The organism is Ensifer sp. Root278 (assembly GCF_001429285.1).
Taxonomy (GTDB): Bacteria; Pseudomonadota; Alphaproteobacteria; order Rhizobiales; family Rhizobiaceae; genus Ensifer.
This window is the reverse complement of the sequence record NZ_LMJJ01000001.1, coordinates 529257-556038: the sequence shown is the minus strand read 5'-3', so window position 1 is coordinate 556038 and position 26782 is coordinate 529257. Positions and strand designations below refer to the sequence as shown.

Sequence of the window (26782 nt, the reverse complement as noted above, 5' to 3'; positions counted from 1 at the left end):
GTTCGGGTCGAGTGGCTCAAGCGCCTTCGGGATGCTTGGGCTTGAAAGCGGTTTCCCACGCCCCGCCGGTATCCGCAAGCTGCGTTTCGATGCATTCGACGTCAAGCGCGATCGAGGCGTCGCCGGCAAGAACCAATTCGAGCGTGCCTTCCGGCCCCTCGCCGCGCACGGTGAACTTGAGCGTCAACAGATCAAGAACCGCTTCATCGTCGCGCCGGTCAAAGCCGACCGAGCGGACCGCATTCACCCGCTTGAACAGGAGCAGCGCGCGACGACGCTCGAAGGAGCGGCGCTTGCCGTCGGCCGCCTCCCAAACGAAGCGGTTGACGACGAGCGAAAACTGCTTGCGGCGGGCGTCATATTCCAGCCCCGATACCTTGAACACGGCATCCTGGACATGGGCGGAGACGACAGCGAGATCTTCCTCGTCGAGCGCCAGCAGCTTCAGACCATTCATACCGTCCATTCCTTTCGTTTCGCCGCACATTTTCCGTGCCACAATTGAAATGGACATAGGATGTTGCGCCTGAAACCGCAACGGTATCAGGCGCAACCGATCAAATCAGTCGCTGACGCGCTCGACATGCGCGCCGCAACGGGTGAGCTTCTCTTCCAGCCGCTCGAAGCCGCGGTCGAGGTGATAGACGCGCGAGACCATGGTTTCGCCTTCGGCTGCAAGGCCGGCGATGACGAGCGAGACAGACGCGCGAAGGTCGGTCGCCATGACAGGCGCGCCCTTCAGCCGGCTAACGCCCTCGATCTTGGCCGTCTGGCCGGAGAGCGAAATCTTGGCGCCGAGGCGGGCGAGCTCCTGCACATGCATGAAACGGTTCTCGAAGATCGTCTCGGTGATGTGTGAGGTGCCGTTCGCCCTGGTCATCAGCCCCATGAACTGCGCCTGCAGATCGGTCGGGAAGCCCGGGAAAGGATCGGTGACGATATCGACCGGCTTGATGCCGGCACCGTTGCGCACGACGCGGATACCGCTGTTGGTCTCGGTGATCTCGGCGCCGGCGCGGCGGATCGCTTCGAGCGCCGTGTCGAGCAGCGCCATGTTCGTGTCTTCGAGAATGACGTCGCCGCCGGTCATGGCAACCGCCATGGCATAGGTGCCGGTCTCGATACGGTCCGGCAGGACGCGGTGACGGGCGCCAGAGAGCGAACGCACGCCTTCAATCGTGATCGTCGGGGTGCCCTGGCCGGTGATCTTGGCGCCCATGGCATTGAGGCAGTTGGCGAGGTCGACGACTTCAGGCTCGCGCGCGGCGTTGCCGAGCACCGTGGTACCATTTGCAAGCGTCGCGGCCATCATCAGGACGTGGGTGGCGCCGACGGACACCTTCGGGAAGGTGTAGCGCGCGCCGACCAGGCCGCCTTCCGGCGCCGTCGCGTTGACGTAGCCGCCGTCGATCTCGATATTGGCGCTGAGTGCCTGAAGGCCTTCGATGAACAGATCGACCGGGCGCGTGCCGATGGCGCAACCACCGGGCAGCGATACGCGGGCCTTGCCTTCACGGGCGAGCAGCGGGCCGATCACCCAGAAGCTTGCGCGCATCTTCGACACCAGCTCGTAAGGCGCGGTCGTATCGACGATGTTGCGGCAGGTGAAATGGATGGTGCGGGCGTAGCTCTCGCCCTGGCGCTCGCGGCGACCATTGACGGAGATGTCGACGCCGTGGTTGCCGAGGATGCGGATCAGCTGCTCGACGTCGGCCAGATGCGGCACGTTTTCGAGCGTCAACGTGTCGTCGGTCAGAAGCGACGCGATCATCAGCGGCAGGGCCGCGTTCTTGGCGCCGGAAATCGGGATGACGCCGTTAAGCTTGTTGCCGCCTACAATCCTGATGCGATCCATGAGGCCTCTCGAACGGGCTTGGCCCGCCTTTCCAAATATTTTCTATGTTGTCTGAAGGCGCCTCTTTAGTGGAGACGCCGCGAAATTAGAAGTGCCTTGAACGCCGCGCGCCCATTCGGACGCGAAAGGTCGCCATATCGGTTAAGTCGCTGCCCTGGATCGACCCGACCAAGGGCATTTATGCAATTGGACGCCAGACGGCTGAGCCGCCGGCAAACGGGAAGGAGCCGGCGAACGCCGCCCCTGCCCCGTACTAATCTTGGGATTCGTCCGTTTTTGCGGCAGGAAGGCCGCTGACCTCATCGGCTGCACCGGAACGGCGCGCCCGCGCCTGCTGCTTGCGGCGCTGAAGATTGTCGCGCAAGTTCCTGGCAAGACGCGCCTTTTTCAGGTCCGACTCGGTCGTATCCTTCTTCTTCTCCCGGCGCACCTTGCCCTCGGTCCGCTGCTCTTCCGGCACGGGCTCGGTTTTCTTGCCGTCGCTGTCGTTTGTTTGCATAGTCCTGCATTAGCGCAAAACCAGGGTCTTCGGAAGCACCGGCGAACTTTCTCACAGGTCTTCACGAAAAACTTCGAAATGCGACTTGCACTCCCCGCTCAGCTATGGCAATAGCCCCCTCGCTTGATGCGGCTTGTCAACGAACCGGCCGCCAGATGCTGCTATAGCTCAGGGGTAGAGCACTCCCTTGGTAAGGGAGAGGCCGAGAGTTCAAATCTCTCTAGCAGCACCAGTTTTCCTCATGCGAAATCAATCAGATATCTCCGTTGGGACGCCGCGACTATCCTGGCTTGTCCTGCGTAAACGGCGACACCTGCACTGCCGTTCTGTTCGGGCAACCATCCAAGGCGTCCGCAAAAGTCCGACCTCCCGCTCCCGAATTTTCCTTCGGGAGCAATTATCGTGTTCGGCCAATTGCGATATCCTTCGATTCGGGCGCGCCCACGCCTCCCCCCTCCGCTCGGGAAAGTAGATTTCATACGGGGCACTCTCGCCATCGAACCGACTGTTCGAGCACCAAGCATCGGGAACGTATTCCCCGATGCCGCGTTACCGTTTCAAAGGCAGTAACGCGGAGGCTTGCATATGAAAGGTATCGTTCTCTGGCTCATGGGCGTGCCGCTCATCGTCATCATCCTTCTCTATATGTTCGTGTTCTAGAGAGGTGAAATGCAACGGCAGGTTGGCGCCTTAACGCAACCTTAAGATTCCACTGCCAGATTTGACATTGCGATGATGGACAGTCGCAACATCTTTGATCCCCTTTTGAAACCGGCTTCTGCCGGTTTCTTTTTTTGAAGTGCTGGAAAGCCGCTCCAGGCTTTTCCTGGAGTAGCTTTGACGGCTAAACCTTGACCGCCTGCTCGACGAAATCCTGTGAGCCGAAGAACTTGAGGTAGCGCTCGACCTCCGCCGGATCGCCGGTCGCCTTGCGTGGATTATCGGAGAGTTTCACCGCCGGGCGGCCATCGGCTTCGCTGACCTTGCAGACGATCGAGATCGGGTTGAGGCCGCTGATTTCCGTCGGGGCGCAATCGGCAAAATCGTTGGTAAGGTTGGTGCCCCAGCCGAAGCTCATGCGCACGCGTCCCTCGAAATGGCGATAGGTCTCGATGATCGTGTCGACGTCGAGGCCATCGGAGAAGATCAGCAGCTTCTCCCGCGGGTCCTTGCCCATCTTCTTCCACCAAGCGAGGATCTTCTCGCCACCTTCGATCGGCGGCGCACTATCCGGCCGGAAGCCCGTCCAGTCCGCGACCCATTTGGGTGCATCGCGAAGGAACGCCGCTGTTCCAAACGCATCCGGCAGCACGATCAACAGGTTGCCGCCATAGAGCTGGTTCCAGTCCTGCAACACCTTGTAGGGGGCGGCGGCCAGTTCCTTGTCGTTGCGGGCAAGCGCCGCGGCCACCATCGGAAGCTCATGCGCGTTGGTGCCGAGCGCTTCCAGATCCGTATCCATGGCAAGCAGCACGTTGCTGGAGCCCGAGAAGGAACTTCCGATCCCTTCCTTCAGCGCCTCCACGCACCAGCGTTGCCAGAGGAAGCTGTGTCGGCGCCGCGTACCGAAATCCGAAATCCTGAGGTTCGGATACTGCCGCAGGCGCTCGACCTTGGACCACATCTTTGCCTTGGCGCGAGCATAGAGCACGTCGAGGGTAAAGGGGCCGAGGCCCTTCATCGCCGAGCGTGAACGCAACTCATTGATGATCGCGAGCGCCGGGATTTCCCACATGGTGGTTTCCGCCCAGCGGCCACGGAAGGTCAATTCGAACTGACCGCCGCTGCGTTTCAACTCATAGTCCGGCAGGCGGAACTTGGCGAGCCAGGCAAGAAATTCCGGCGAGAAGATCTGCTTGCGACCGTAGAACGTGTTACCGGCGAGCCAGATCATCTCCTTCTTGGAGAAGCGCAGCTCGCGCGCATGATCAAGCTGATCGCGCAGTTCCTGCTCGTCGATCTCGTCGGCAAGCCGCACCGTCTTCGTGCGGTTGATCAGCGAGAAGGTCGCATCGACATCCGGATAGAGCTGCCAGATCATCTGCAGCATCAAAAGCTTGTAGAAATCCGTGTCCAGCAGGCTGCGCACGATCGGGTCGAGCTTCCAGGCATGGTTATAGACACGCCTGGCGATATCGGTCTTCGTCATTGGTGAAATCTCTCCTTCCTCAGCGCGAGGGTCTCGAACTAGTTCAGCTCGACACCGGCATCGCGCATGCGCGTGACCATTGCCTGAAGCGAACCGTTGAGGTCGATGCCCCGACAGGCCTCGAGAATGACGGATGTCGAAAATCCCTGTGTAACCGCATCAAGCGCGGAAAAGGCGACGCAGAAATCGGTCGCCAACCCACACAGCGTCACCTTCTTGATGCCGCGGTCCCTGAGATAGCCGGTGAGACCCGTCGGTGTCCGGCGATCGTTTTCGAAGAAGGCGGAATAGCTGTCGATCTCGGGCCGGAAGCCCTTGCGGATCAGGAGTTCGGCCCGCGTCCACGCGAGCGCCGGATGGAAATCGGCACCGGCTGTTCCCTGGACGCAATGATCCGGCCAGAGCGTCTGGCCGCCATAGGGCATGGCGATCATCTCGAACGGGGTCTTGCCGGGATGGCTGGAGGCAAAGCTCGAATGGCCGGCGGGATGCCAGTCCTGCGTCAGCACCACGTGCTCGAAGCGGCCAATCAAGCCGTTGATCATCGGCACGATCTCATCACCGCCTGCAACCGCAAGCGCTCCGCCCGGGCAGAAATCGTTCTGCACGTCCACGACGATCAACGCTTTATCCGCCATAGTTCATTCCTGCCTGCCAACGTCCATCGATCACCAAAATCGATTTAAGTCCAAGATCAATCACAGAATTTGAGCGGCGACAAGCCGCTTCCACGTGCTTTGAAAATCAGGAGGACAGATAAGCAAAAGGCGCCGACCCTGCGGTCGACGCCCCCGAGAAAAGCTGTTTAACGTGATTAGTTGCCGTTGAGATTGTCGGCGATCGAGAAACCGGAATTGGCGATGCCGACCGGCTGGGCGATGAAGTTGAGGAACTTCGAGAAGTCGACCGAGGGGTGGCGCGAAGCATAGATGACGTCGCGGTTCTTGATCGGGAAGGTCTGGCCGACGATCAGGCTATCCGGCTTGCTCATGTCGAAGCGGTAGACGATCGGGTAGCGACCCGTGCTGTCGGTCTTCATGCCCTTGCGCAGCATCTCGTTGAAACGCTGCTGGCCAAGCAGGCTCATGACGACATCAGGCTCTTCGTAACGGAAGATGAAATAGCCCTTCATGTCGAGCGTGTAGTCCGAGCCGCCGCCGGCAAGGCCCATGGCTTCGAGCAGGTTCAGGTCATTGGCGCCGAATTCGACACGCTGGTTGGCCTTGACTGCGCCGAGGATCGTGAAGCGGCGCGGGTCGCGCGATACGAAGATCTGGTCACCCGGCTTGACGTGGATGTTTTCCGACGGATTTTCGATAATCGACTTCAGGAGGACCGTTCCGGTCTTCTTGCCGCGCACCAGCGTGACATAGGTCTCGTAGGGCTGCGCAACGGGGCCACCCGCCTTGGCGATGACCTCATTGATCGTCTCGTCGACGAGGCTGAGCGGCACGACCGACGACTTGCCGACTGCACCGGAAACCGTGACGTTGCGCGAGGCGGTGCTCATGCTGGTGACGATGACATCAGGCTCGACCGCCTTCTGCTTCAGCGCCTCCAGGATCTCCTGGCGCGCCTGCTCCAGCGTCAGGCCGGCAAAGTTGACCGGACCGACATAGGGGATCGCAGCCTTGCCATCAGGCTGAACGACGAGATCGATGCTCGTCTGCTTGGACTCTGCCGTCGAGAACAGCCCGTCGCTGCCGGCTTCGAAGATTGAGACCTTGAGCTGGTCGCCGACGCCGATCACGACTCGGCCGACGCCGCCGCCAATGCCGAAACGGCGGTTGAGCGTCGACGAGACATAGTCGGAAACGAGGCGCGCGGAGCGGCCATCCACATCGACAATATCAAAAACGGTGGCATTTTGCCGGCCGATCTCGGCGCCGGATTGACCGGCATCCTTGACGATCGCCCCAGCCAGCGGCCCCTCGCCCGGAACGGCCTGGCATCCCACGAGGGCGGTACAAAGCAGAAGGGCACTGACTCGTTTCAACTACGACACTCCAAATTCGACACAGCCATGATTTTACTCACAGTTCCGTGCCGCATTATCTCCCGACCGGGAATTCGCCGGTCTCTGAAAAGCACAATCGCCGTCCCACAACAAGTCATCCGAAGACCAAGACGGGCAAAATATTTGGAGCCGCGTCTTTCTGGTCATACCTTCTCTACCTTGAGTGTGGTTTATCGCCCTATCCGCCTTGGATTGGCGTTGACAGCGTGTATATCTTCAGTCTTTGGGGTTGAAAGCTAGGGACTTTAAGTTAAAAGCTGACTAATGAGGCGGAACGAATATAGCTGGGGATAGCCTGGCAGCATGACGATTGGCGATTGCATTTCGGCCTCCGACGCGCAATCGCAGATGCAACTTTAGCGGCAGTTTAGAGCGTTCGATCATACATGGCTGTTGAGATAATTGGGCGAGCATGCCTCGCCCCTGGAGCAGAATCGCCTTCGGCGTTGTTCAAACTTCTTCGTCAGGGCAAGTGCACCGTCACCAGCATTCCGTCGGATCGCTGGGACGTCGCGCGTTTTTGGCACCCCGTCATGGGCACGCAGGGCAAGACCTATTCCTTTGCCGCCGGCGTGCTGGACCAACTCTATGATTTCGATCCCGCCGTCTTCGGCATGTCGCAGCGCGAAGCCATGTACATGGATCCGCAGCAGCGCGTGCTGTTGCAGCTCGCCTGGCGCGCACTGGAAGACGCCAATATCTCTGCAACGTCGCTGAATGGCGAGAATGTCGGCGTCTATATCGGCGCATCGAGCCTCGATCATGCCAACCTGACGGTCGAGGACCCGGCTGCCGCCGGCCCTTACTTCATGACCGGCAACACGCTGTCGATCGTTTCCAACCGTATCTCGCACATCTTTGGCCTCAGCGGTCCGAGCATGACGGTCGATACCGCCTGTTCCTCCTCGCTGGTCGCGCTCGACCAGGCGATGCGGGCTCTGACGTCGGGCGAGATCGACACCGCGATCGTCGGTGGCGTCAACATCCTTGCCCATCCCCTTCCCTTCGTCGGCTTCGCCCAGGCGCGCATGCTTTCGCCCGAGGGGCTTTGCCGCGCCTATGACAATGACGGCGCCGGTTATGTGCGCGCCGAAGGTGGCGTGGTCTTCGTCTTGCGCCGCTCGGACAGGGCGCGCCGGGAGAAGGACCGCAGCTACGCGCGCATCGTCGCGACCGGCGTGAACTCGGCCGGGCGCACCAACGGCATTTCGCTCCCCTCCCGCGAGGCGCAGGCCAATCTTCTGCGGGCGATCTATGAAGGCAACGGCATCGACGCCAACCAGGTAGCCTTTGTCGAGGGGCACGGCACCGGCACCAAGGTCGGCGATCCGGCCGAGGTCTGGTCGATCGGAACGGTCATCGGCGCCAAGCGCCGGGCACCGGTGCCGATCGGTTCGATCAAGTCGAACATCGGCCACACGGAACCCGCTTCCGGCCTCTTCGGCATGCTGAAGGCCGTGATGGCACTCGAAAACAACTACCTGCCGGCTTCGCTGCACTTCGACACGCCGAACGAACACATCGACTTCGACGGTCTCAACGTGCGCGTCACGGCGAACCCGATCGAGCTGCTGAGGGGAAAACGCGCTCGCCTTGCCGGCATCAACTCCTTCGGCTTCGGCGGCGCCAATGCGCACGTCGTCATCAGCGATCCGGAACCTGCGGCCGACGAAAGGGCGTCAAACCCATCGTCTTCCGGCCATGTCTTCCTGGCGAGCGCCCATACGGCGTCGAGCCTGGAGGCGCTTCTCAGCGACTATAAGGCGGCGTTCGCACATGCTTCCAAGGGTGAAGCACGGGCGATGATCGCCGCATCAGGTGCAAACCGCACCCATATGCGCCATCGCTTTGCCGCTCGCAGCGATCAGCCGGAAGATATCGTCCGCGCGATCGCCAGCCACCTGGAAAAGCCGGGCTCCGGCATCGGTGAAGTCGGCGAAGCCGTCGTCCGCGACGCCAAGGTCGCCTTCGTCTTCTCCGGCAACGGCTCACAATGGGCCGGCATGGGCGTCGAAGCGTTCCGCGAGAACCTGCATTTCCGTCAGTGCTTCACCTCGGTCAGCGCGCTGTTCAAGTTCCACTCCGACATCGCATTGACCGATCTTCTCACCGATCCTGATCTCGACAAGAAGCTTGGCGATACGAAGATCGCCCAGCCATTGCTCTTCGCGGTGCAGGCCGCCCTCTCCGACTCGCTGGTTGCCATGGGCATCAAGCCGGTCGCAGTCTTCGGCCACTCCGTCGGTGAAATCGCCGCCGCCTACGCCGCCGGTGCGCTCTCACTGGTCGACGCCGTTTCGATCGTGGCGAAGCGCTCGCTGCATCAGGACCTGCTTGCCGGCCACGGCACGATGGCGGCCGTCATGCTCGGAGAAGACGCCGCACGGGCCTTTGCCGAGGCGCGCGGTCTCGACAACCTCTGCGTCGCAGCGGTCAACGCCCACAATTCCGTGACGATCTCCGGACCGGCCGACCAGATCTCGGCCTTCCGCGACGCTGCGCGCAAGGCGAAGATCCCGGTCCAGATTCTCGACATCAACTATCCCTTCCACCACCCGATCATCGATCGGGCGAAGGACGCCTTCCTCTCCGACATTCCGGATATCGCACCGCGCCGCACCGAGCTCGCCTATCTGTCGACGGTCACAGGTGCCGCGCTCGATGGCACGCAACTCGATCCGGACTACTGGTGGAAGAACGTGCGCGAGCCGGTCCGCTTCCAGGCGGCCGCCGAGGCCGCGATCGAGATGGGTTGCCGCCTGTTCATTGAAATTTCGCCGCGTCCGATCCTGTCGTCCTATGTCAAGGAGACGATCAAGCAGGCCGCAGCCCCGGGCATGGTCGTACCGACCCTGCTCCGGGATGTCGGCGAAACCGGCCAGGACCCGATTTCGGCAGCGATGGCGCGTGCCGTCGCGCACGGCGCGGTGGTCGACACGACCCGCGTCTTCGGCAAGCGCAACGCTTCGATCGCCCTTCCCAGCCTGCCGTTCGAGCCCGTCGAGCTGCGCCCCGCGGCAACGACCGACGCTACCGACCTCTTCGGCCGGACCGCCAAGCCCTACCGCCTGATCGGCTGGCGCAGCGACCCGAACAGCGGCAGCTGGAAGAATCATGTCGACGCCCATCTCTTCCCCGACCTCGCCGAACACGTCGTGGACGGCAAGGCGATCCTGCCGGGCAGCGGCTTCATCGAAATCGCTGTCGCCGCTGCACAGCAGTTCTACGGCAGCGACGAAGTTGAGATCACCAATCTGGAGATCGTTCGCCCGCTGGAACTCAGCGATACGAAGATCATGGAGCTGTCGACGGTGCTTTCGCCGGAGACCGGCGACATCGAGATCCGCTCGCGCGAACGGCTGTCGGAAGACGATTGGGCCGTGCATGCGGTTGCCCGCTGCCGCAAGCCATTGCCGGCCGAGGAGCGCGCCTATCCGTCGCTTGCCGGCTTGGCGAAGACCGCAACGGTTGCGCCTGGCCGTGCCTATGAGACGGCGAAACAGTTCGGTCTCGACTACGGCCCGCGCTTCCAGCTGCTGGCCAAGGCCGTCGCCTATGGCGACCGGCTGGTCGATGTCGAGCTGAAGACGCCTGATGCTGCTGGCCATCCGCTCGTCACCTACGCCTTGAACCCGATCTCTGTCGACGCAACCTTCCACGGACTTGTCGCCCTCTTCGATCGTTTCACCGGCGACAAGAGCGGTGCCCCCTATATCCCCGTGCGCTTCGGTTCGGTGCGGGTCGTCAACGGCAGCCAGCCAATCGCGCGCGCAATGATCGAGATCGAGCGCGTCAGCCCCAATTCGATCAAGGCGAAGTTCCATTTCTTCGACAAGTCGGGCGCACCGATCGCGCACTTCGAGGATTGCCGCTTCCGCCGTACCTATCTGCGCAAGCACAAGACGCTCGACGCGCTGTCCTTCCACTACGAGGCCGTGCAATCGGAAGCGACGCTGCCGGGTCTGCAGCGTCAGGCGCCGGCGCCGATCAAGATCGCCATGCCCGCCGCCAGCGAAGCCGGCGTCGACAACACGACGTTGCTCTTCAACGCAGCCATCTATCGCGCCTGCCAGGAGATTGCGCTCAAACTCGCCAAGGGTCGATCGACCATTCAGGGCAACAACCTGCCCGGCGATTTTGCCTTCCAATGTTTCCTGACGAGCTGCCTCTACGTCCTGGAAGACGCCGGTCTCTGCGAGCACAAGGACGGCGTCTGGACGATTGCTCAGGACTTCAACCTGCCGAGCGTCCCGGAGATCCTGCGCGAACTCTATGGCGAGCGGTCCGACCGCGCCGTCGAAGCCGTCTTGATCAACAATGCCTATGCGGAGGCCCTTGCGCGCCTTGACGCGCTCCAGGCCGGCGACGAAACGGCTCATGGCACCACCTTCATCAGCGATGCCACGCTTGATCATCAAGCCGTCCACTCCGGGGCAAGCCGGGAGCGGATGGCGTTCGTCCTCGAGGCGCTCGAAAAGATCCTGACTTCGGCATCTTCCGGCGCGCGCCTGCGCATCGTCGAACTCGGCAGCGTTTCGTCGGCCTTTACCCGCCGACTGGCGACGCTTGCCGAAAAGCACGGCGCAAGCCTCACCGTATTCGAAGCGCGCGACAACGCCCAGCGTGGGCTTGAATTGGCCTTCGAGAACGACGCCCATGTGCGCATTCTCAAAAAGGGTGAGCTTGCAACGCTCACGTCCTTCGACCTCGCAGTCAGCGCCTCTGACGGGCTTTACAGCCTGATCGAGGACGACGTGGCGGTCCGCACCGCGCTTCGCTCGACGCTTCGCGATACCGGCGGGTTGATAGCCGCCGTCAGCGCGCCATCGCTCTTCAACGATTTTGCCCTCGGACTTTCCGAGGGGTGGTTCGCCCGCAGCCAGACCGCGGAGTTCCCGATCGGCAATCTTGCGGCGGTCCCGCACTGGCAGAAATGTTTCGGTGATCTCGACCTGCGCGACGTCAATATTGCAGACCGCGAATGCGCGAGCGGCAATGTCATCCTGCTCGAAGCGCGCGGCGCCGCCGCGGCTGCCGTAAGTGCCGAAGCACCGGCTACCGGCCCCTATCTGCTGCTGCAGATCGCGGGCGGCAAGGGCAACAAGCCTTCGGCATCGGCTATTCCGGTCAATCTCAGCGGCGATATCGCAGCCGACAAAGCAGCGCTTCTCAGCGGTTTCGAGGCCCTTGGCGAACAGCCGCTGCGGGCAATCTTCCTCGCGTCGCCGACAGCTGCATCCCGAACAGACGATTCCGCTTCGCTGCAGACCCAAATCCTTGCTCTCGGCGCCTTCGCCGAAGCCTTGCGTCAGCATATCGGCGGAGCCGAGCCCGCTGGCGAAAATCGTCCGCGTCTCGTGCTCGTCGCGCCAGGCGGAGCCCCGATCGCGAGCCGGACAACGGGCGCAACGGTTCCAAGCGACGGCGTCAATGCCGGTCTCTGGGCCTTCGCCCGCGTGCTTCAGAACGAATATGAGTTCCTCGAAGTGCACTCGCTCGATATCGACGGTTCGCCGACCACGATCGAGCAGATCGCGGCAGCATCTCCGCTGCTCGGCAGCGCCAACGCCAACCGCGAGTGGCTGCTGGAGGGACAAGACGCGGCGCTTTCCGAAATCCGTGCTGTGCCCGGCCCGGTCGACAACGCCCATGCGGCGATCGACACCTTCAAGGCCGCAACGATCCGCCAGCGCGTCAGCTCGCAGGTGGGCAGCATCGTCTGGGAAGAGAGCGACATTCCCGCCGCAGGTCCGGGTGAAGTCGTCGTCGCGGTTGCCGCGACAGGCCTCAACTTCCGCGACGTGATGTGGGCGATGGGCCTGCTGCCCGAAGAAGCGCTCGAAGATGGTTTCGCAGGCGCGACGATCGGCATGGAACTCTCCGGCCACGTGGTTGCCGTTGGCGAAGGCGTCGACGATCTCGTGGTCGGTGATGCCGTCATGGCAATCGCCTCATCCGCCTTCTCGACCCACGCCGTCGTCTCACGCGCCGGCGTCGCCAGGTTGCCGCAGACTGTCAGCCCGGTTGCCGCGGCAACGGTGCCTGTCGCCTTCCTGACCGCCTATTACGCCATGGTGGAACTCGGCCGCATCCAGCCGGACGAAACGATCCTCATCCACGGCGCTGCCGGCGGCGTCGGCCTTGCCGCGCTGCAGGTCGCGAAACTGAAGGGTGCCAAGGTCATCGCCACGGCAGGCACGCGCGAGAAGCGCCGCTTCCTGTCGATGCTGGGTGCCGATCACGTCTTCGATTCCCGTTCGCTCGGTTTCGTCAACGACGTTCGCGCCGTAACGGACGGAGAGGGTGTCGATCTCGTTCTGAATTCGCTCTTTGCCGAAGCCATGGAACAGAGCCTGGCACTCGTGAAGCCCTTCGGTCGCTTCCTCGAGCTCGGCAAACGCGACTACTATGCCGACAGCAAGATTGGTCTCCGGCCCTTCCGCCGCAATGTCAGCTATTTCGGCATCGACGCCGACCAGCTGCTGGTCAACCAGCCGAAGCTTACCAAGCGGATCTTCACCGAGATCGGCGCGCTGTTCGAAGACGGCAAGCTCACGCCGCTTCCCTACCGTGCCTTCGACTTCGACGAGATCGGCAACGCGTTCCGGCTGATGCAGAATGCGGGCCATATCGGCAAGATCGTCGTGTTGCCTCCGGTCACCGGCAAGCATCGCGTCGCCAAGCGCCCGCATGGCGGCATGAAGGTCGATCCGAACGGCATGCATCTCGTCGTCGGCGGCATCGGCGGATTCGGTCTGGCTGCTGCCAACTGGCTCGTCGAAAAAGGCGCGACGAAGATTGCGCTCTGCTCGCGCCGCGGTCAGGCGGATGCCGAAACGACGGCGATGATCGAGGCCTGGGCGAAGGCCGGCGTGTCGGCAACGGTACACGCCTGTGACGTCACCGACCCGACGGCGACCGAGCGTCTCCTCAAGGAGTTGCGTGCGATTGCACCGCTCCGCTCGATCGTCCACGCCGCCATGGTGCTCGACGACGCGCTGATCAGCAATCTCAATCGCGAGCGCAACCGCCCGGTCATCGACACCAAGGCCAAGGGTGCCGCCGTTCTCGATCAGCTGACCAACGACGACAAGCTCGACAACTTCATCCTGTTCTCGTCGGCGACAACGCTTGTCGGCAATCCGGGACAGGCGAACTACGTCGCCGCCAACGGCTACCTCGAAGGTCTCGCCCGCGCCCGTCGCGCCCGTGGTCTTGCGGGTCTTGCCGTCGGCTTCGGCGCGATCGCCGACAAGGGATATCTGGTCCAGAACACCGATGTGAACGATCTGCTCGCCAAGCGTATCGGCAAGACGGCACTGAAGGCACAGACGGCGCTCGACATGGTCGAGAGCCACCTGGCCTTCGATCCGGGCACCGTCGATGCGGCCACGGTGATGATCTCGGAGATCGACTGGTCGGCTGCGCGTAACCTGCCGGTTGCCAAAAACGCCCTCTTCGAAGTCATCCTGCGCAGCGCCGACCAGCACGCCACCGGCGGCGAAGGCGCCCAGATGGACCTCGTCGCAATGATCGAGGGCAAGTCGCCGCAGGAGGCCGAGGACATCCTCTTCGACCTCGTCGCCGGCGAGATCGCCGCGATCCTGCGCGTATCGAAGGATACGGTCACACGCAGCAAGGTGCTGAAGGAAATCGGCCTCGACAGCCTGATGGCGGTCGAACTCGGCATGAGCTTCCAGCAGAATACCGGTTTCGACATGCCGCTCAGTGGGGTCGCGGACAACACGACGGTTGGCGATGTCGCCCGCAAGCTCTATGAGAAGGTCAGCAAGCGCGACCAGAGCGACGATGCCGAGCCCGCCGACGACAAGATCGTCAACGAACTCGCACAGCGGCACGTCGGCACGGCGAAGGAAAAAGCACAGAGCCAATGAGCACGAACGGAAACGGTCCAGGCGCATCCAAGATGACCAGCAGCCTCAAGGAGAACCTGCTGGACCGGATGCGGAACACGCATCAATCCTCCGAGCGCAACCGGATGGCGCGCTCGGAGCGGGAGATGCCGCCGCCGGCGCGCCGGCAGCAGGCCCGTTTCGAAGATCTGCCGGAATACAAGCAGGTGATGACCCAGAAGTTCGCGAGCGAGCAACTCGGCATCGCCAATCCGTTCTATCGCGCGCACCAGACCGCGGCCGGGGCGACCACCGTCATCGACGGCCGCAAGCTGATCAACTTCGCCTCCTACGACTACCTCGGCCTCAACCGCCATGCGGAGGTGCTGGCCAAGGCGCGGGATACGATCGGCACCTTTGGCATCTCAGCCTCGGCGAGCCGCCTCGTCGCCGGAGAGCGGCCGGTGCATATGGCGCTCGAAGAGAAGATCGCGGGTTTCTACGGCGTCGATGCCGCCGTCTGTTTCGTCAGCGGTTACCTGACCAACGTCGCTGCCATCAGCTGCCTGATGGGCCCGAAGGACCTCGTCGTCCATGACGAGTTCATCCACAACAGCGCGCTTGCCGGCATCAAGCTCTCGGGCGCGACCCGGCGGCTGTTCAAACACAATGACGTCGCCGATCTCGAACACGTGCTGCGCACCGTCGCGGGCGACTATCGCCGCATCATGGTCATCGTCGAGGGCATCTACTCGATGGACGGTGACGTCGCCGACCTACCGGCTCTTCTGAAGCTCCGGGCCGAATACGGCTTCTGGCTGATGGTCGACGAGGCGCACTCGCTCGGCGTCCTCGGCAAGACCGGCCGGGGGCTTGCCGAGCATTTCGGCGTCGATCCGCATGAGATCGACGTCTGGATGGGCACGCTGTCGAAGACCACCTCGAGCTGTGGCGGTTACATCGCCGGTAGCGAAGCACTGGTCGAGGTGCTCAAGGCATCCGCCGGCGGCTTCGTCTACAGCGTCGGCCTTGCGCCGGTGCTGGCCGCATCCGCCACCGCGAGCCTCGACGTGCTGGAACGCGAACCGGCGCGGACGGCGGCATTGCGCCGCAACGGTGCCCTGTTCCTGAAGCTTGCCAAGGAAGCCGGCCTCGACACGGGTCTCAGCAGCGGCTTTTCCGTCGTTCCTGTTATCGTCGGCGATTCCCTGCGTGCCGTTCAGCTTTCGAACGATCTGCTTGCCGAAGGGGTCAATGCACTGCCGATCATCCATCCGGCGGTGCCCGAGGGTCTAGCGCGCCTGCGCTTCTTCATCACCAGCGATCATACGGAAGAGCAGATCCGCCGGACGGTAACATTGACGGCGGAACGGCTGACGGACCTCACCGAGCGAAACTTCGGACTGGGCGGCATTGACATCGATCAGATGATGAAAGCGCTCTCGGCGCGCTGACCCGAGATCACTGCGTCGTTTTCGCGCAATTGTGGACGCAAAACCGCTTCGCACTTTTCCTGGAATTGCTCTTGAGCGGGATATCAGCATGACGCATGTGATCATCACCGGTGGCTCGAGCGGTATCGGATTTGCAGTTGCATCCATCTACGCGGCTCGTGGCGCCCGCGTCTCGCTGATCGCGCGCTCTCGAGACCTTTTGGAACGGGCGCAAGCAGACCTGGCCCGCTCAAGCGGGAGCAGCGCCGACAACATCAGGATCGAGGCTGCCGATGTTGCTGCGGAAAGCGATGTCGAGGCGGCGATCCTACGGTGCGAACAAGCCTTCGGTCCTTGCGACATCCTGGTGACATCGGCAGGTATCGTCGAGCCCGGCCGTTTCGAGGAACTCGACAGCGCTTCATTCCGACGCCAGATGGAAACCAACTTCTCCGGCACGGTGCACGCGGTCCGTGCTGTCTATGACGGCATGAAGCGGCGTGGCCATGGCCGGATCATGATGATCTCCTCCGGCGCCGGCCTCATCGGCATCTACGGCTATTCCGCCTATTGCGCGTCGAAGTTCGCGCTGCACGGCTTCGCCCAGGCGCTGCGCTCGGAAGCCTGCGCCCACGGCGTCAGCGTCTCCGTGTGTTTTCCGCCGGATACGGAGACACCCCAGTTTCAGCGCGAACTCGCAAGCCGTCCTCCGGAAGCGGCCAAAATCATGGGCACGGTCCGTCCCTGGCCTGCCGACGCCGTGGCGAAGACAATCGCCAAGGGCATCGACCGCGGGCGGTTCGAAATCTACTTCGGCACCACGCTCTTTCTCCTCGGCCGCTTCGCGCCGGCCATTCGTCCCTTGCTCAACTGGTGGTTCGACAGGGTGATTGCGCGCGGCGGCAACACCGCGACGCATAATAGTGGAGTGTCGGAGCGCCGGACCTGACGGCGCTTGTACGTCCAAGCGATAAGATCTAAGTGTCGGGCGGACGCTGTGCCGCATCAAGCGGCGTCGGCCGGCATGAAGACATGAAGGTTTCCGCTTGGCGTTGCTTCCCTTTCAGCTGCACGACTACCCAAGAACACTGACGCTCTGTTGTTACGTGCTCTCCTGTGCGGTGATCTTCTTTACCGATCGCTTTGCCCTGCCGAAGCGGGAGCGGCGCGCCCATCCCTCGCCCTTCGGGCGGACGCAGGATGTCGTCGATGCGGTTGCCCGCCTGCCGGTCATCGCGCTGGTCTTTGCAGGATTCTTCGCCGGCTCCTGGCGGCCGCTGTATGCCGCAGCCGGCACGATGAGCTTCTTCATCATCTTCACCGGCATTTCCCGCGCCAAGTTCAAGTTCATCCGCGAGCCGCTGATCTTTTCGGATATCGCGCTCGTCGTCGACGTCTTCAAGTACAAGACGATTTTCTATGCGAGTTCTTTAAACGTCGTCTTCTGGACCGTCGCCTTCCTCTATGTCTTCGGCGTGTCCGGCCTTTACATGTATTTCGAGCCGGCCATCCTGCCCGATCGCGGCAAGGCGTTCTGGATCCTGTTGATGCTCGGGATCGCCTACGGACCCTGGCTTCTGCTCTTCTACGGCCCGGTGAACCGCCCGACGGCGGCGCTGGTGCAAAGGCTGCTGAAAACACTCGACGTCAAGGTGAACACGGTGCGCTTCGGCACCTTCGGCTCGGTCGTGTTCCGCTTCATCGTCTGGCTCGGCGTGCGGCGTGAAAAGATCGTCGCGGAACTCTCCGAGATCGTCCGGGCCGCCGTGCATGATCTGATCGGCGACGACGGCTCGCCGCTGATCGTCGTCTGGCAATCGGAATCCTTCATCGACATGCGGCACTTCGGCGTCGATACGCTTGACATGCCGACCTTGGATCGGCTGCGGCGCGAGGCGGTGCAATGGGGTCGCCTCAGCAGCGTCTTCGAAGGCGGCTATACGCTGCGCACGGAATTCGCGGTCATCAGCGGCCTGGTGCCTGACGACATCCACGTCGACGCCAGCTACCCCTATCTCAGGGCCTCGCACTATGCCGACGTGGTCTGGCCGGGAAAGATGAAGCGCGCCGGCTGGAACACGCATTTCATCCATCCCTATGACCGCACCTTCTTTCTCCGGCACAAGGCGATGCCGCAACTCGGCTTTTCCAAGCTGACCATGCTCGACGGCTTCGACCATCGCCCCGAAAGAGACGGCCCCTACGTCTCCGACGAGAAGCTTGCGGCAAAAGTGATCGACGCATGCGAGAAGCTGCCGGAGGATGAAAACGGCTTCATCTTCGTTGCCTCCATGGCCAATCACGGCCCGTGGGAGCCGGGTCGCGTCGGTGATCTTACCAATCCCGTCGATATCTATCTGGCCATTCTCGAACAATCCGATGCGGCGCTGAACACGCTGAGCGAGCGGCTCGACAAGCTGGACCGCCCGGTCTGGCTCGTCTTCTACGGCGACCATGCGCCGCTGCTCAAATCCTTTGCCGATCCCTTCCCGGACCCGCGAACCGACTACCTGATCGTACCGCTTGCCAAGGCCAAGTCGTCTTCCCACAAGCCGGTGGAACCGAGTAGTGTCGAAGCCTGGAACTTGCTCGAGGCCCTGCTCAACCACGCCAACCTCAGAAAGGATACGCTGCGGTAGCGGCGCTCGACGGATGGAGAACGCTTCGATGACATCGACCGGGGCGGTCGATCGGCCAAGGCGACGGGTGTTCCTGTTCCTGCAAGGTCCTTCGTCGCCGATCTTCCGCAAGATCGCCGATCGGCTCGAAGCCATTGGCCACACCTGCCTGAGGATCAACCTCAATGTCGGCGACCAGATCATCTGGGGCCGCAAGGGTGCCTATAATTATCGCGGCACGGCGGCCGATTGGCCAGCCTATCTCGAGGCCTTCATCGCGCGCCATGGCATCACCGACATGCTGCTGCTCGGCGAGGAACGCGCCTACCACCAGGAAGCCACCACGGTCGCGCGGCGCAAGGGTGTCGCAGTCGCCATCGTCGAGATGGGGTATCTTCGGCCGGACTGGCTGACGCTCGAGCGCAACGGCATGTCCTCGAATTCGCATTTTCCGTCCGATCCGGCGCAGATCCTTGCGGCAGCAGCGGGCGTCCCGGAACCGGACTGGCGCAAGCACTATAGCCAGACGTTCCTCGCCGATGCGAGCTATGACCTGCTCTACAATCTGCCGAACGTCTTTCTCTGGTTCCTCTTCCCACACTATCAGCGCCACGCGATCTTTCATCCACTCGCCGAATATGCGGGCTGGGTCCGCCGGCTCCTGTCCGAAAAGCGGCGCAACGCGGAGGCCGAGGCGACCATTGCCAAACTGCTTTCTGCGGATGCGCCCTATTTCGTCTACCCGCTGCAGCTCGAAACCGATTTCCAGCTCAGGGCCCACTCACCCTTCCATAGCCAGAGGCAAGCGATTGCCGAAGTGCTGGCTTCCTTCGCCACCTTTGCCGCACGCGATGCACGCCTGGTCTTCAAGGTGCATCCGCTCGACAACGATCTGATCCCCTGGCGCAGGATCATCGAAGAACGAGCGGCAGCGTTCGACCTTCGCGGGCGCGTCTTCTATCTCGATGGAGGCAACCTCGATACGCTTGGGGAGGCAAGCGCAGGCATGGTCACGGTCAACTCGACGGCCGGTCTGCATGCCTTGAAGCAGGGGCGACCGGTGAAGGTGCTCGGCACGGCCTTGTTCGACATCGCCGGACTGACCGACCAGCAGCCGCTCGACGATTTCTGGCGTGCGCCGCAGGCGCCAGATCCGGATCTGGCGAACGCAATGTTCCGCCTGCTCGCCGCCTCGATCCAGGTACGCGGAAATCTTTATTCGCGCGCCGGAAGCGATGCCGGCGCCGAGGCGATCGCCACGCGGCTGAACGAGAACAGCCTCAACCAGCCAGGCGCCTTCGTGGACCCGCCACCACGCCGCAAGCCGCAAAAGCGGCCGAGGATCGCCTCCTCCGCGTGACGACGACTGACGTAACAGCGGGTCTGTTAAGCCAGACTACCGCCGCGCCGTCGCGACGGCGAAGGCCGCCAGGAGCATCAGGCCTGCCGCTGCCAAAGGCAGCACAAAGAAGGCTGCCCGGGCATAGGCTGCACCGAACCCGATCGTGCCGACAAAGAGCGCGATATAGGTGACGCCGCTGTTCAGCCCCATGATCGCGCCGCGCTTGGCGGGGTCGAGGCCGGTGAGCCGCATGATCAGCACATTCAGCCCGAAATGGTTGGCAAGCCCCCAAAGGAAGACGACGGCCAGCATGGCAGCGTAGGAGCCGCTCGCCACAGCCATGGCAACGTAGACGCCCGCGACCGCCAGGAAGATCAGCGGCAACAACCGGGCGGCGGCGAAACGATCGATCAGGCGGTCAAGAAAAGCGGCGGCGCCGAAACCGAATCCATAGGAAACGGCGATGAGACCGTTGGCGGTGACAGGCAGGCCGAGTGCGGCATGCAGGTGCTCGCCGATATAGGCATAGACGCCGTAGAAGGCGGCCATGAAGGCGGCGCAGGCGATCAAGAGCGGTGCAACGCCGGGAACACTCAATGCCGCCAGCGGTGATGTCGCTGTACCGGTGGCGCCTTCCTGCGCCGGCGCAAACTTGACCGCAGTGCAGGCGATCAACGTGGCGGCGGCGACAATGACATAGACCGTGCGCCAACCGGCAAAATCAGCGATCGCTGCCGATAGCGGCACGCCCGCCACCATGCTGAGCGTCCAGCCGGTCAGCACCAGGCCGATCGTCTCGCTCTCGCGTCCGGTCGGCGCAATGACCGAGGCCAGCGTATAGATCGAGGGAAGCGCAATGCCCGCGGCCAGACCGACGACGAGCTGGGCGGCAACCAGGAACGCAAGCGATGGCGCGAGCGCACTGCCGCCGAGCCCTGCAGCCAGAAGCAAGAGAGCCGCAGCCAACATGCGGCGCGGACCATGGCGATCGATGAAGCGGCCAAGGAAAACGGCGCTGACGGCCGTGCCCAGGCCAAAGACGGCAGAGGCCGTCATGACGCCGGGAACGTTGGCGCCAAGGCTTCGCGCCACCTCCGGCGCGATCGGCCCGAGGGCGAGGGAGTTGGAGCCGATGACGCCGATGCAGATGGTGAGCAGGTAGGCGAAGGGCGGGATACGTGCCCTGTCGACTGAACCGCTGGAAATGGATTGATTGATGTTCGCCATTGTCTCATGTTTGCAGAATGAAATTCAGCAGCAAGAGGAAACATCGGAATGGATCAAAATACAGATGACGTTCGGCGGAAGCGTCCACCGGAGCGCGACCTCGACGCGATGGACCGAAAACTATTAGGCGTGCTGGTCGAGGATGCGACGACGAGCTATGTCGAACTCGGTGAACGGGTCGGGCTTTCGCCACCGGCGGCGCATGAGCGTGTGAAGCGGCTCAGGCGATCAGGGGCGATCCGCCGCGTGGCAGCGCTGATCGATCCCGAGGCCGTCGGCAAGACGTTGCTCGCCTTCGTCCATGTCGACACGACCGGCTGGGGAAAGACACAGGCGCTGCTTGCCATCGAGGAATGCCCCGAGGTGGAGGAGATCCACTCGGTCGCGGGCGATACCTGCATGCTGCTCAAGGTCCGCACGGAAAGCACCCATGCGCTGGAAGGCCTGCTGGCGCGGCTCTACGACACGCCCGGCGTCAAGGCGACGCGCAGCTATGTGGTGCTTTCAACCTATCTGGAACGGCCGGTGCAGCCGGGCACGACGGGCGACTGGCCCGCCGTGGTCAAGGGTTAGGCAGCTTTCGCGAGGTGTACCAGCCCTCAGACGACGCCGGCGCGCAGCAGGTCGTGAATGTGCAGGATGCTGACCGGTGCTCCGCCATCGCCGACGACGAACAGCACCGTTACCTTGTGCTGCTGCATGAATTCCATGGCGCCACTCGCGAGCACGTCGCCACGGATCACCCGCGGATTGCGCGACATCACCGCCTCGACCGGTTGCTGGAGCAGATCGCCCGACATGTGGCGGCGCAGGTCGCCATCGGTGATCACACCGACAAGCTTGCCGGTGTCATCGACGATACCGACGACGCCGAAACCCTTCGACGACATTTCGATGAGGGCCTCGCTCATCGGGCGTCCCGTCTGGAGCAGCGGCATCTGGGCGCCCTCGTGCGCCAGTTCGCGGACCAGCCGCAACTGCGCGCCGAGCTTGCCACCGGGGTGGAATGTCTTGAAGTCTTCGGCCGAAAAGCCGCGCCGCTCCAGAAGGGCGATCGCCACCGCATCGCCGACGGCGAGCTGCAGCATTGCGGATGTCGTCGGCGCGAGGCCGTGCGGGCAGGCCTCCTGCACCTTGGGCAGCACGATCGGCACTTCGGAATTCCGCGCCAGCACGCTGTCGCGGTTGGCACAGATCGAGACGATCGGCACGTTGAAGCGCTTGGCATAGGTGAGCATGTTGGCGAGCTCGGCCGTCTCTCCCGACCACGAGAGCAGGATCAGCACGTCCTGCGAGGTGACCATGCCAAGGTCGCCGTGGCTCGCTTCGGTCGGATGCACGAAATAGGCCGAGGTGCCGGTCGATGCCAGCGTCGCAGCGATCTTGCGGCCGATATGGCCGCTCTTGCCGACGCCGGAGACGACGACACGCCCCTGGCTCTCGCCGATCAACTCGACGGCATCGACGACACTGCGGGCAAAAGCTTCGTCGGAGCCAAGGTGGTCAGTCAGCGCCTTAATGCCGACCATTGCCGTCGTCAGCGTCCGGCCGATCGACTCCAAAGCCGCAACCGCGGTGCGCTCATGCGCAGATGCTTGTCTCAAACCCATGATGACCCCGATCTTACGAAGACTTAAGTGGCAGGCTGCATCGCTGCCCGCCAGACCATTGACGGCAGATAAGCGCTTTTTCTTGGCAAACCAAGCCTTGGAAGCAGACTTCGGGGGAAAACTGGCGCGATCGGTGGCGTTTTCGTCAGCCGGCCCGCATTTCTTCGACAGTTTCGAGCGGCATCGACTTGTCGGCGGCGAATTCTTCAAGCGTCATCGAGTCGAGGATCGCAGCAACGGCGTCGCGCACCGTGGTCATCGATACCCGCACCTGACAGGTCTCGGGATCGTTGCAGTCCTCGCAGACCTCATAGGCCGTGCGGCTGGCACAGCGGATCGGTGCAAGCGGCCCGTCCAGCGTGCGGATCACATGACCAATGCGAATTTCGGCAGCGGGCCGCGACAGCGAATAACCGCCGCCCGGGCCCTTCTTCGAGCGCAGCATGCCGGCGTTGCGCAGTTCGAGCAGGATCGTGTCCAGGAACTTCTTCGGGATATTGTTGCGCTGGGCGATTTCGGTGATGAAGGCGGTCTCCCCCGGCTCCAGCCGTGCAAGATCGACCAAAGCCTTCAGACCGTATTTTCCCTTCTTCGTCAGCATTCCGGCACGCTTTCCCTGCGGCTCCCGATACGGGAATCATCCGCGCAAATGCAAATATATATTGGCATAGCACAAGAAACGTACTGCCAACATATAATTATAGTGGGGAATTGGCCGAAGTCGCGGCCACGCTTGCAGCGGAAGCAACGACGATTTTCAGATGTATCGGGCGGATGCGGGAGAAAAGCCGAAAACGACCTTTCTCACCCGCTTCATGCCGCTGCGCTGTGACCCCGCCGCTTCGCCGACACGGCCTGGTGGGCCAGCAGCTGGCGGATCGCGGCACGTGCTTCCTCGGCCGAGCCGAAGCGCTTCGCGTCCAGATCCCAGACGTGATACTTCACCGCCACGAACTTGAAGCGATCTTCATCCGGGACGACCACACCGACGGCTTCGCCGCCAAATTCGATAACTTGCTTGCTCATACAAATAACGCTCCTTCCACGCCGGAGGCGCGGAGACTTTCAATTTCGGCAAAAGATAAAGTTCGAGGGGTTCGACGGTCACATTCGGCAGAGATTGCGAATGTGACGTTTTTTCTCTGTTGCGCGACAAAGGAGACGCGTGCCGAAGAAGGCGGCGGTCGAGACGTTTCCGAACATGTCACTCTCCTTTGGCTGGCCCGGCATCAGCATGCCGGTGCGTTTGATGAACAACCGTGAGGCGGACTCCCCGCGTCACGTATTGGCAAACTAGAATAATCTACCAATTCCGTCAATTAAAAAGATGAAGATGCGAAAAATAATTCTCACCCTTCAAATCTTAGGGGGACGCGGACGCAAAATCCGTTCTCCCGCCCCGGAACCGGAGACCCTCGCTATCTAGGTAGCGAAGAATCAGTCTGCAAGGCACGAGGGGGATAAAGACAGCACATTCGGACAAAAAAGGGGCGGCCCGCCGGGCCGCCCCTTCACGTTTTGTATCCCGGGACCGCCGGATCACGCCGCCGGCGTGCCCGCCTGGGGCGTGGTGCTCGAACGAGACGCTTCGCGATCTTTCCACCAACGGTTCAGGAAGAGCAGGATCGGTCCGCCGATATAGATCGACGACGTGGTCGCAACGATCACGCCGAAAATCATCGGCCAGGCGAAGCTCTTGACCGCGTCGCCACCCCAGATCGCCATCGGCACCAGCGACAGGGCCGTCGCCATCGAGGTGAAGATGCATCGCGCGATCACCTGGTTGATGCTCATGTCGATCAGGTCGGAGAACGGCATCGACTTATACTTGCGGAGGTTCTCGCGCATGCGGTCATAAACCACGACCTTGTCGTTGACCGAGTAGCCGATCATCGTCAGCAGCGCGGCGATGGCCGTCAGGTTGAAGTCGATGCCCGTGAGCGCGAAGAAGCCGATCGTCTTGGTGATGTCCAGCAATAGAACTGCGATCGCGCCGACGGCGAAGTGCCATTCGAAGCGGAACCAGATGTAGAGCAGGATCGCCACCATCGCGAGACCGACGGCGAGGAAGCCCGAACGGGCAAGTTCGGTGCTGACGGTCGGTCCGACGACCTCGGTACGCTCGAAGGTCGCATCGGAGATTGTCTGGACTACGGTGTCCTTGATGCGGTTCAGTGCCGCCGTCTGCTCCTGCTCGCCGCCCGGCTGACGCTGAACGCGGATCAGAACCGACTTGTCCTGGCCGAACTCCTGCAGCGCCACTTCGCCGATGTTGAGCGCTTCGAGGTTGTGGCGCAGCGTCGGAAGGTCGAGCGTGTTCTTCGAGGTGGTTTCGACCTGAATACCGCCGACGAAGTCGATGCCGTAGTTGAGGCCCGGCGTGAAGAACAGCACCACCGAGCTAATCGACAGGAACGCCGACATCCCGATGGCGACGAAGCGGCCCTTCATGAAGGAGAAGGACGGAAGCTTCGGAACCTTGCCGAAGAGCGACGGAATTTCGAGCTTCTTCATCTTCCGGCGAACGACGACCTCACGCATCATCAGGCGTACGACGGTGATCGACGTGAACATCGAGATGATGATGCCGAGCATCATGGTGACCGCGAAGCCCTTCACCGGGCCGGAGCCGAAGGCGAACAGCAGCACGGTGCCCGAAAGCGTCGTGACGTTGGAGTCGATGATGGTTGCGTAGGCCTTGTTGAAGCCGATATCGAGCGCCTTCATCGCGCCGGCGCCGCCTTCCGTCTCTTCGCGAATACGCGCGTTGATCAGGATGTTGGCGTCCACCGCCATGCCGATGCCGAGAATGATACCGGCGATGCCGGGCAAAGTCAGCGTCGAGCCGAGCATGGCCAACAGCGCGATCGTCAGGATCGTGTGCAGCACCAGGCCGACATTGGCGATCATGCCCCATGCGCCGTAGAGCACGACCATGAGGGTAACCACGAGGGCGAAGCCGGCAAGGCCGGTATAGATGCCCATGCGGATGGAATCCGAGCCGAGGTTCGGGCCGACCGAGCGTTCTTCGATAACAGTCAGCGGTGCAGGCAGCGCGCCCGAGCGCAGGAGCGCTGACAGAACGGTTGCTTCCTGTGCGGTGAAATTGCCGCTGATCTGGCCATTGCCACCGATGATCGGCTCGCGGATGACCGGTGCCGTCAGAACCTTGCCGTCAAGCACGATCGCAAAAGGCCGGCCGACAGCGGCCTGGGTAATTTCCGCGAACTGGCGGGCACCCAGGGAGTCGAAGGTGAAGGAAACGATCGGCTCGTTGGTGCGCTGATCGAAGCCGGCCTTGGCATCGGCCAGCCGCTCGCCCGAAATCGCAACGCGACTTTCGACCGCATATTTGTTGTTGTCGTGCGCACCCGGCAGGATGTCGACGCCACGTGGTGCCGGCTGATTGGGATCCACAGTCTGGTCGACCATGTGGAAGCTCATCTGGGCTGTGGAGCCGAGAAGCTGGCGCAGTGCCGTCGGATCCTCGAGGCCTGGAAGCTGGACGAGGATGCGGTCGGAGCCGACGCGCTGGATCAGCGGCTCGGCAACACCGACGGTATCGACGCGCTGACGAATGATTTCCAGGCTCTGCTCAACCGCCTTGGTGGTGCGGTCGGCGAGGCCGGCCTCGGTCATGGCGACCGTGATGGTGTCGCCATCCTCGGTGACCGCGATATCGGAAGCCGAGCCGCCAAAGCCGAGCGTGCCAACCGGGGCAGCCAACTCTTTAAGCTTCGGCAGAACCTTCTCGCGGTCGGCAGCGTCTTCGATCTTGACCGTCACGGTGTCGCCGGCGATGCGGGCCGACGAAGCCGGAACGCGTTCGGCGCGCAGCGCCCGACGCGTATCGTCGAGTAAGGTTTCGAGGCGGGCCTTGCGCAGGCCGGCGGCGTCGACTTCGAGGACGAGGTGCGAACCGCCCTTGAGGTCGAGGCCGAGAGTCACCGGCTTGACCGGCAGCCAGGCGGCGAATTGTTCACGCTGTGCTGGCGTCAGCACGTTGGGAAGCGCCGCGACGCATCCGAAGATGATCACGGCGACATAGACGAGAATCGCCCATTTCGATGTACGCATGTTGTGGTTCCAAAAGAGCCTGCACGGGCACGGGGCGCGTCGTCAGGACTTTGTTTCATCAATGGCGGCGTAGCGGTCCAAGCCGCAAACGAGCCAGAATAT

Annotated in this window: 17 protein-coding genes and 1 tRNA gene; 7 read left to right on the top strand and 11 right to left on the bottom strand. The window is 62.4% G+C overall.

The features are described 5' to 3' along the window. Positions 1-16: 16 nt before the first annotated feature. From ASE60_RS02670 to ASE60_RS02660, 3 genes are all read right to left on the bottom strand, one after another. Positions 17-457, bottom strand: coding sequence for a DUF2948 family protein (locus tag ASE60_RS02670; protein ID WP_057248264.1), 441 nt, complete (start codon positions 455-457; stop codon positions 17-19). A 105-nt stretch (positions 458-562) separates the two neighbouring features. After that, positions 563-1855 (bottom strand): UDP-N-acetylglucosamine 1-carboxyvinyltransferase, encoded by a 1293-nt coding sequence (murA, locus tag ASE60_RS02665; RefSeq protein WP_057248168.1) that lies wholly within the window; start codon positions 1853-1855, stop codon positions 563-565. A 253-nt stretch (positions 1856-2108) separates the two neighbouring features. Continuing rightward, complete coding sequence (locus tag ASE60_RS02660; RefSeq protein ID WP_082615712.1) at positions 2109-2315, bottom strand: hypothetical protein; 207 nt, start codon at positions 2313-2315, stop codon at positions 2109-2111. 196 nt (positions 2316-2511) lie between these two features. On the opposite strand from ASE60_RS02660, the gene ASE60_RS02655 reads away from it, so the two are divergent. Beyond that, a tRNA-Thr gene (locus tag ASE60_RS02655) sits at positions 2512-2586 on the top strand. 612 nt (positions 2587-3198) lie between these two features. Here ASE60_RS02655 and pncB read toward each other — a convergent pair. From pncB to ASE60_RS02635, 3 genes are all read right to left on the bottom strand, one after another. After that, entirely contained in the window at positions 3199-4503 is a 1305-nt protein-coding gene (pncB, locus tag ASE60_RS02645) for a nicotinate phosphoribosyltransferase (RefSeq protein WP_057248165.1), read from the bottom strand. A gap of 38 nt (positions 4504-4541) precedes the next feature. Beyond that, positions 4542-5141, bottom strand: a complete 600-nt coding sequence (gene pncA, locus ASE60_RS02640; protein WP_057248164.1) for a bifunctional nicotinamidase/pyrazinamidase — start codon at positions 5139-5141, stop codon at positions 4542-4544. Between the two features lie 176 nt (positions 5142-5317). Next, positions 5318-6499 (bottom strand): polysaccharide biosynthesis/export family protein, encoded by a 1182-nt coding sequence (locus ASE60_RS02635; RefSeq protein ID WP_057248163.1) that lies wholly within the window; start codon positions 6497-6499, stop codon positions 5318-5320. Positions 6500-6906: 407 nt separating this feature from the next. Here ASE60_RS02635 and ASE60_RS02630 point away from each other — a divergent pair, with 407 nt between their 5' ends. The 5 genes from ASE60_RS02630 (at position 6907) to ASE60_RS02610 (ending at position 19784) form a co-directional block, all read left to right on the top strand. Continuing rightward, complete coding sequence (locus tag ASE60_RS02630; protein WP_057248162.1) at positions 6907-14415, top strand: type I polyketide synthase; 7509 nt, start codon at positions 6907-6909, stop codon at positions 14413-14415. Further along, entirely contained in the window at positions 14412-15827 is a 1416-nt protein-coding gene (locus tag ASE60_RS02625) for an aminotransferase class I/II-fold pyridoxal phosphate-dependent enzyme (protein WP_057248161.1), read from the top strand. The genes ASE60_RS02630 and ASE60_RS02625 overlap by 4 nt, the downstream gene beginning before the upstream one ends. 88 nt (positions 15828-15915) lie before the next feature. Further along, positions 15916-16755, top strand: coding sequence for an SDR family oxidoreductase (locus ASE60_RS02620; protein ID WP_057248160.1), 840 nt, complete (start codon positions 15916-15918; stop codon positions 16753-16755). A gap of 97 nt (positions 16756-16852) precedes the next feature. Beyond that, positions 16853-18445: an LTA synthase family protein gene (locus ASE60_RS02615; RefSeq protein WP_057248159.1), complete on the top strand. Its 1593-nt coding sequence runs from the start codon at positions 16853-16855 to the stop codon at positions 18443-18445. A gap of 28 nt (positions 18446-18473) precedes the next feature. Beyond that, positions 18474-19784, top strand: a complete 1311-nt coding sequence (locus ASE60_RS02610) for a capsule biosynthesis protein (RefSeq protein ID WP_057248158.1) — start codon at positions 18474-18476, stop codon at positions 19782-19784. A 36-nt stretch (positions 19785-19820) separates the two neighbouring features. Here the strand turns inward: ASE60_RS02610 and ASE60_RS02605 are convergent, their stop codons facing one another. Next, positions 19821-20993 (bottom strand): MFS transporter, encoded by a 1173-nt coding sequence (locus ASE60_RS02605; protein WP_057248157.1) that lies wholly within the window; start codon positions 20991-20993, stop codon positions 19821-19823. A gap of 48 nt (positions 20994-21041) precedes the next feature. Between ASE60_RS02605 and ASE60_RS02600 the strand changes: the two genes are divergently transcribed. Beyond that, the gene (locus ASE60_RS02600; protein WP_057248156.1) at positions 21042-21566 is read left to right on the top strand and encodes an Lrp/AsnC family transcriptional regulator; all 525 of its coding nucleotides are present in this window, start codon (positions 21042-21044) and stop codon (positions 21564-21566) included. Between the two features lie 26 nt (positions 21567-21592). Here the strand turns inward: ASE60_RS02600 and ASE60_RS02595 are convergent, their stop codons facing one another. The 4 genes from ASE60_RS02595 to secD all read right to left on the bottom strand — a co-directional run bounded on the left by ASE60_RS02595 (position 21593) and on the right by secD (position 26680). After that, the gene (locus ASE60_RS02595) at positions 21593-22603 is read right to left on the bottom strand and encodes a KpsF/GutQ family sugar-phosphate isomerase (RefSeq protein WP_057248155.1); all 1011 of its coding nucleotides are present in this window, start codon (positions 22601-22603) and stop codon (positions 21593-21595) included. 145 nt (positions 22604-22748) lie between these two features. Then, positions 22749-23204, bottom strand: coding sequence for an Rrf2 family transcriptional regulator (locus tag ASE60_RS02590; RefSeq protein WP_057248154.1), 456 nt, complete (start codon positions 23202-23204; stop codon positions 22749-22751). A 212-nt stretch (positions 23205-23416) separates the two neighbouring features. Further along, a complete protein-coding gene (locus ASE60_RS02585) occupies positions 23417-23629 on the bottom strand; it encodes a hypothetical protein (protein WP_057248153.1) in 213 nt (70 codons plus the stop codon). Positions 23630-24142: 513 nt separating this feature from the next. Beyond that, positions 24143-26680, bottom strand: coding sequence for a protein translocase subunit SecD (gene secD, locus ASE60_RS02580; protein WP_057248152.1), 2538 nt, complete (start codon positions 26678-26680; stop codon positions 24143-24145). Between the last annotated feature and the right edge of the window lie 102 nt (positions 26681-26782).

Excerpts from the sequence above, each read along its gene's own strand:
- ASE60_RS02625 (WP_057248161.1), top strand. The coding sequence starts at position 14,412 with ATGAGCACGAACGGAAACGGTCCAGGCGCATCCAAGATGACCAGCAGC.
- ASE60_RS02610 (WP_057248158.1), top strand. The coding sequence starts at position 18,474 with ATGACATCGACCGGGGCGGTCGATCGGCCAAGGCGACGGGTGTTCCTG.
- murA (WP_057248168.1), bottom strand. The coding sequence starts at position 1,855 with ATGGATCGCATCAGGATTGTAGGCGGCAACAAGCTTAACGGCGTCATC.
- ASE60_RS02620 (WP_057248160.1), top strand. The coding sequence starts at position 15,916 with ATGACGCATGTGATCATCACCGGTGGCTCGAGCGGTATCGGATTTGCA.
- ASE60_RS02585 (WP_057248153.1), bottom strand. The coding sequence starts at position 23,629 with ATGAGCAAGCAAGTTATCGAATTTGGCGGCGAAGCCGTCGGTGTGGTC.
- secD (WP_057248152.1), bottom strand. The coding sequence starts at position 26,680 with ATGCGTACATCGAAATGGGCGATTCTCGTCTATGTCGCCGTGATCATC.
- ASE60_RS02595 (WP_057248155.1), bottom strand. The coding sequence starts at position 22,603 with ATGGGTTTGAGACAAGCATCTGCGCATGAGCGCACCGCGGTTGCGGCT.
- ASE60_RS02600 (WP_057248156.1), top strand. The coding sequence starts at position 21,042 with ATGGATCAAAATACAGATGACGTTCGGCGGAAGCGTCCACCGGAGCGC.
- ASE60_RS02590 (WP_057248154.1), bottom strand. The coding sequence starts at position 23,204 with ATGCTGACGAAGAAGGGAAAATACGGTCTGAAGGCTTTGGTCGATCTT.
- pncA (WP_057248164.1), bottom strand. The coding sequence starts at position 5,141 with ATGGCGGATAAAGCGTTGATCGTCGTGGACGTGCAGAACGATTTCTGC.
- pncB (WP_057248165.1), bottom strand. The coding sequence starts at position 4,503 with ATGACGAAGACCGATATCGCCAGGCGTGTCTATAACCATGCCTGGAAG.
- ASE60_RS02670 (WP_057248264.1), bottom strand. The coding sequence starts at position 457 with ATGAATGGTCTGAAGCTGCTGGCGCTCGACGAGGAAGATCTCGCTGTC.
- ASE60_RS02605 (WP_057248157.1), bottom strand. The coding sequence starts at position 20,993 with ATGGCGAACATCAATCAATCCATTTCCAGCGGTTCAGTCGACAGGGCA.
- ASE60_RS02630 (WP_057248162.1), top strand. The coding sequence starts at position 6,907 with ATGGCTGTTGAGATAATTGGGCGAGCATGCCTCGCCCCTGGAGCAGAA.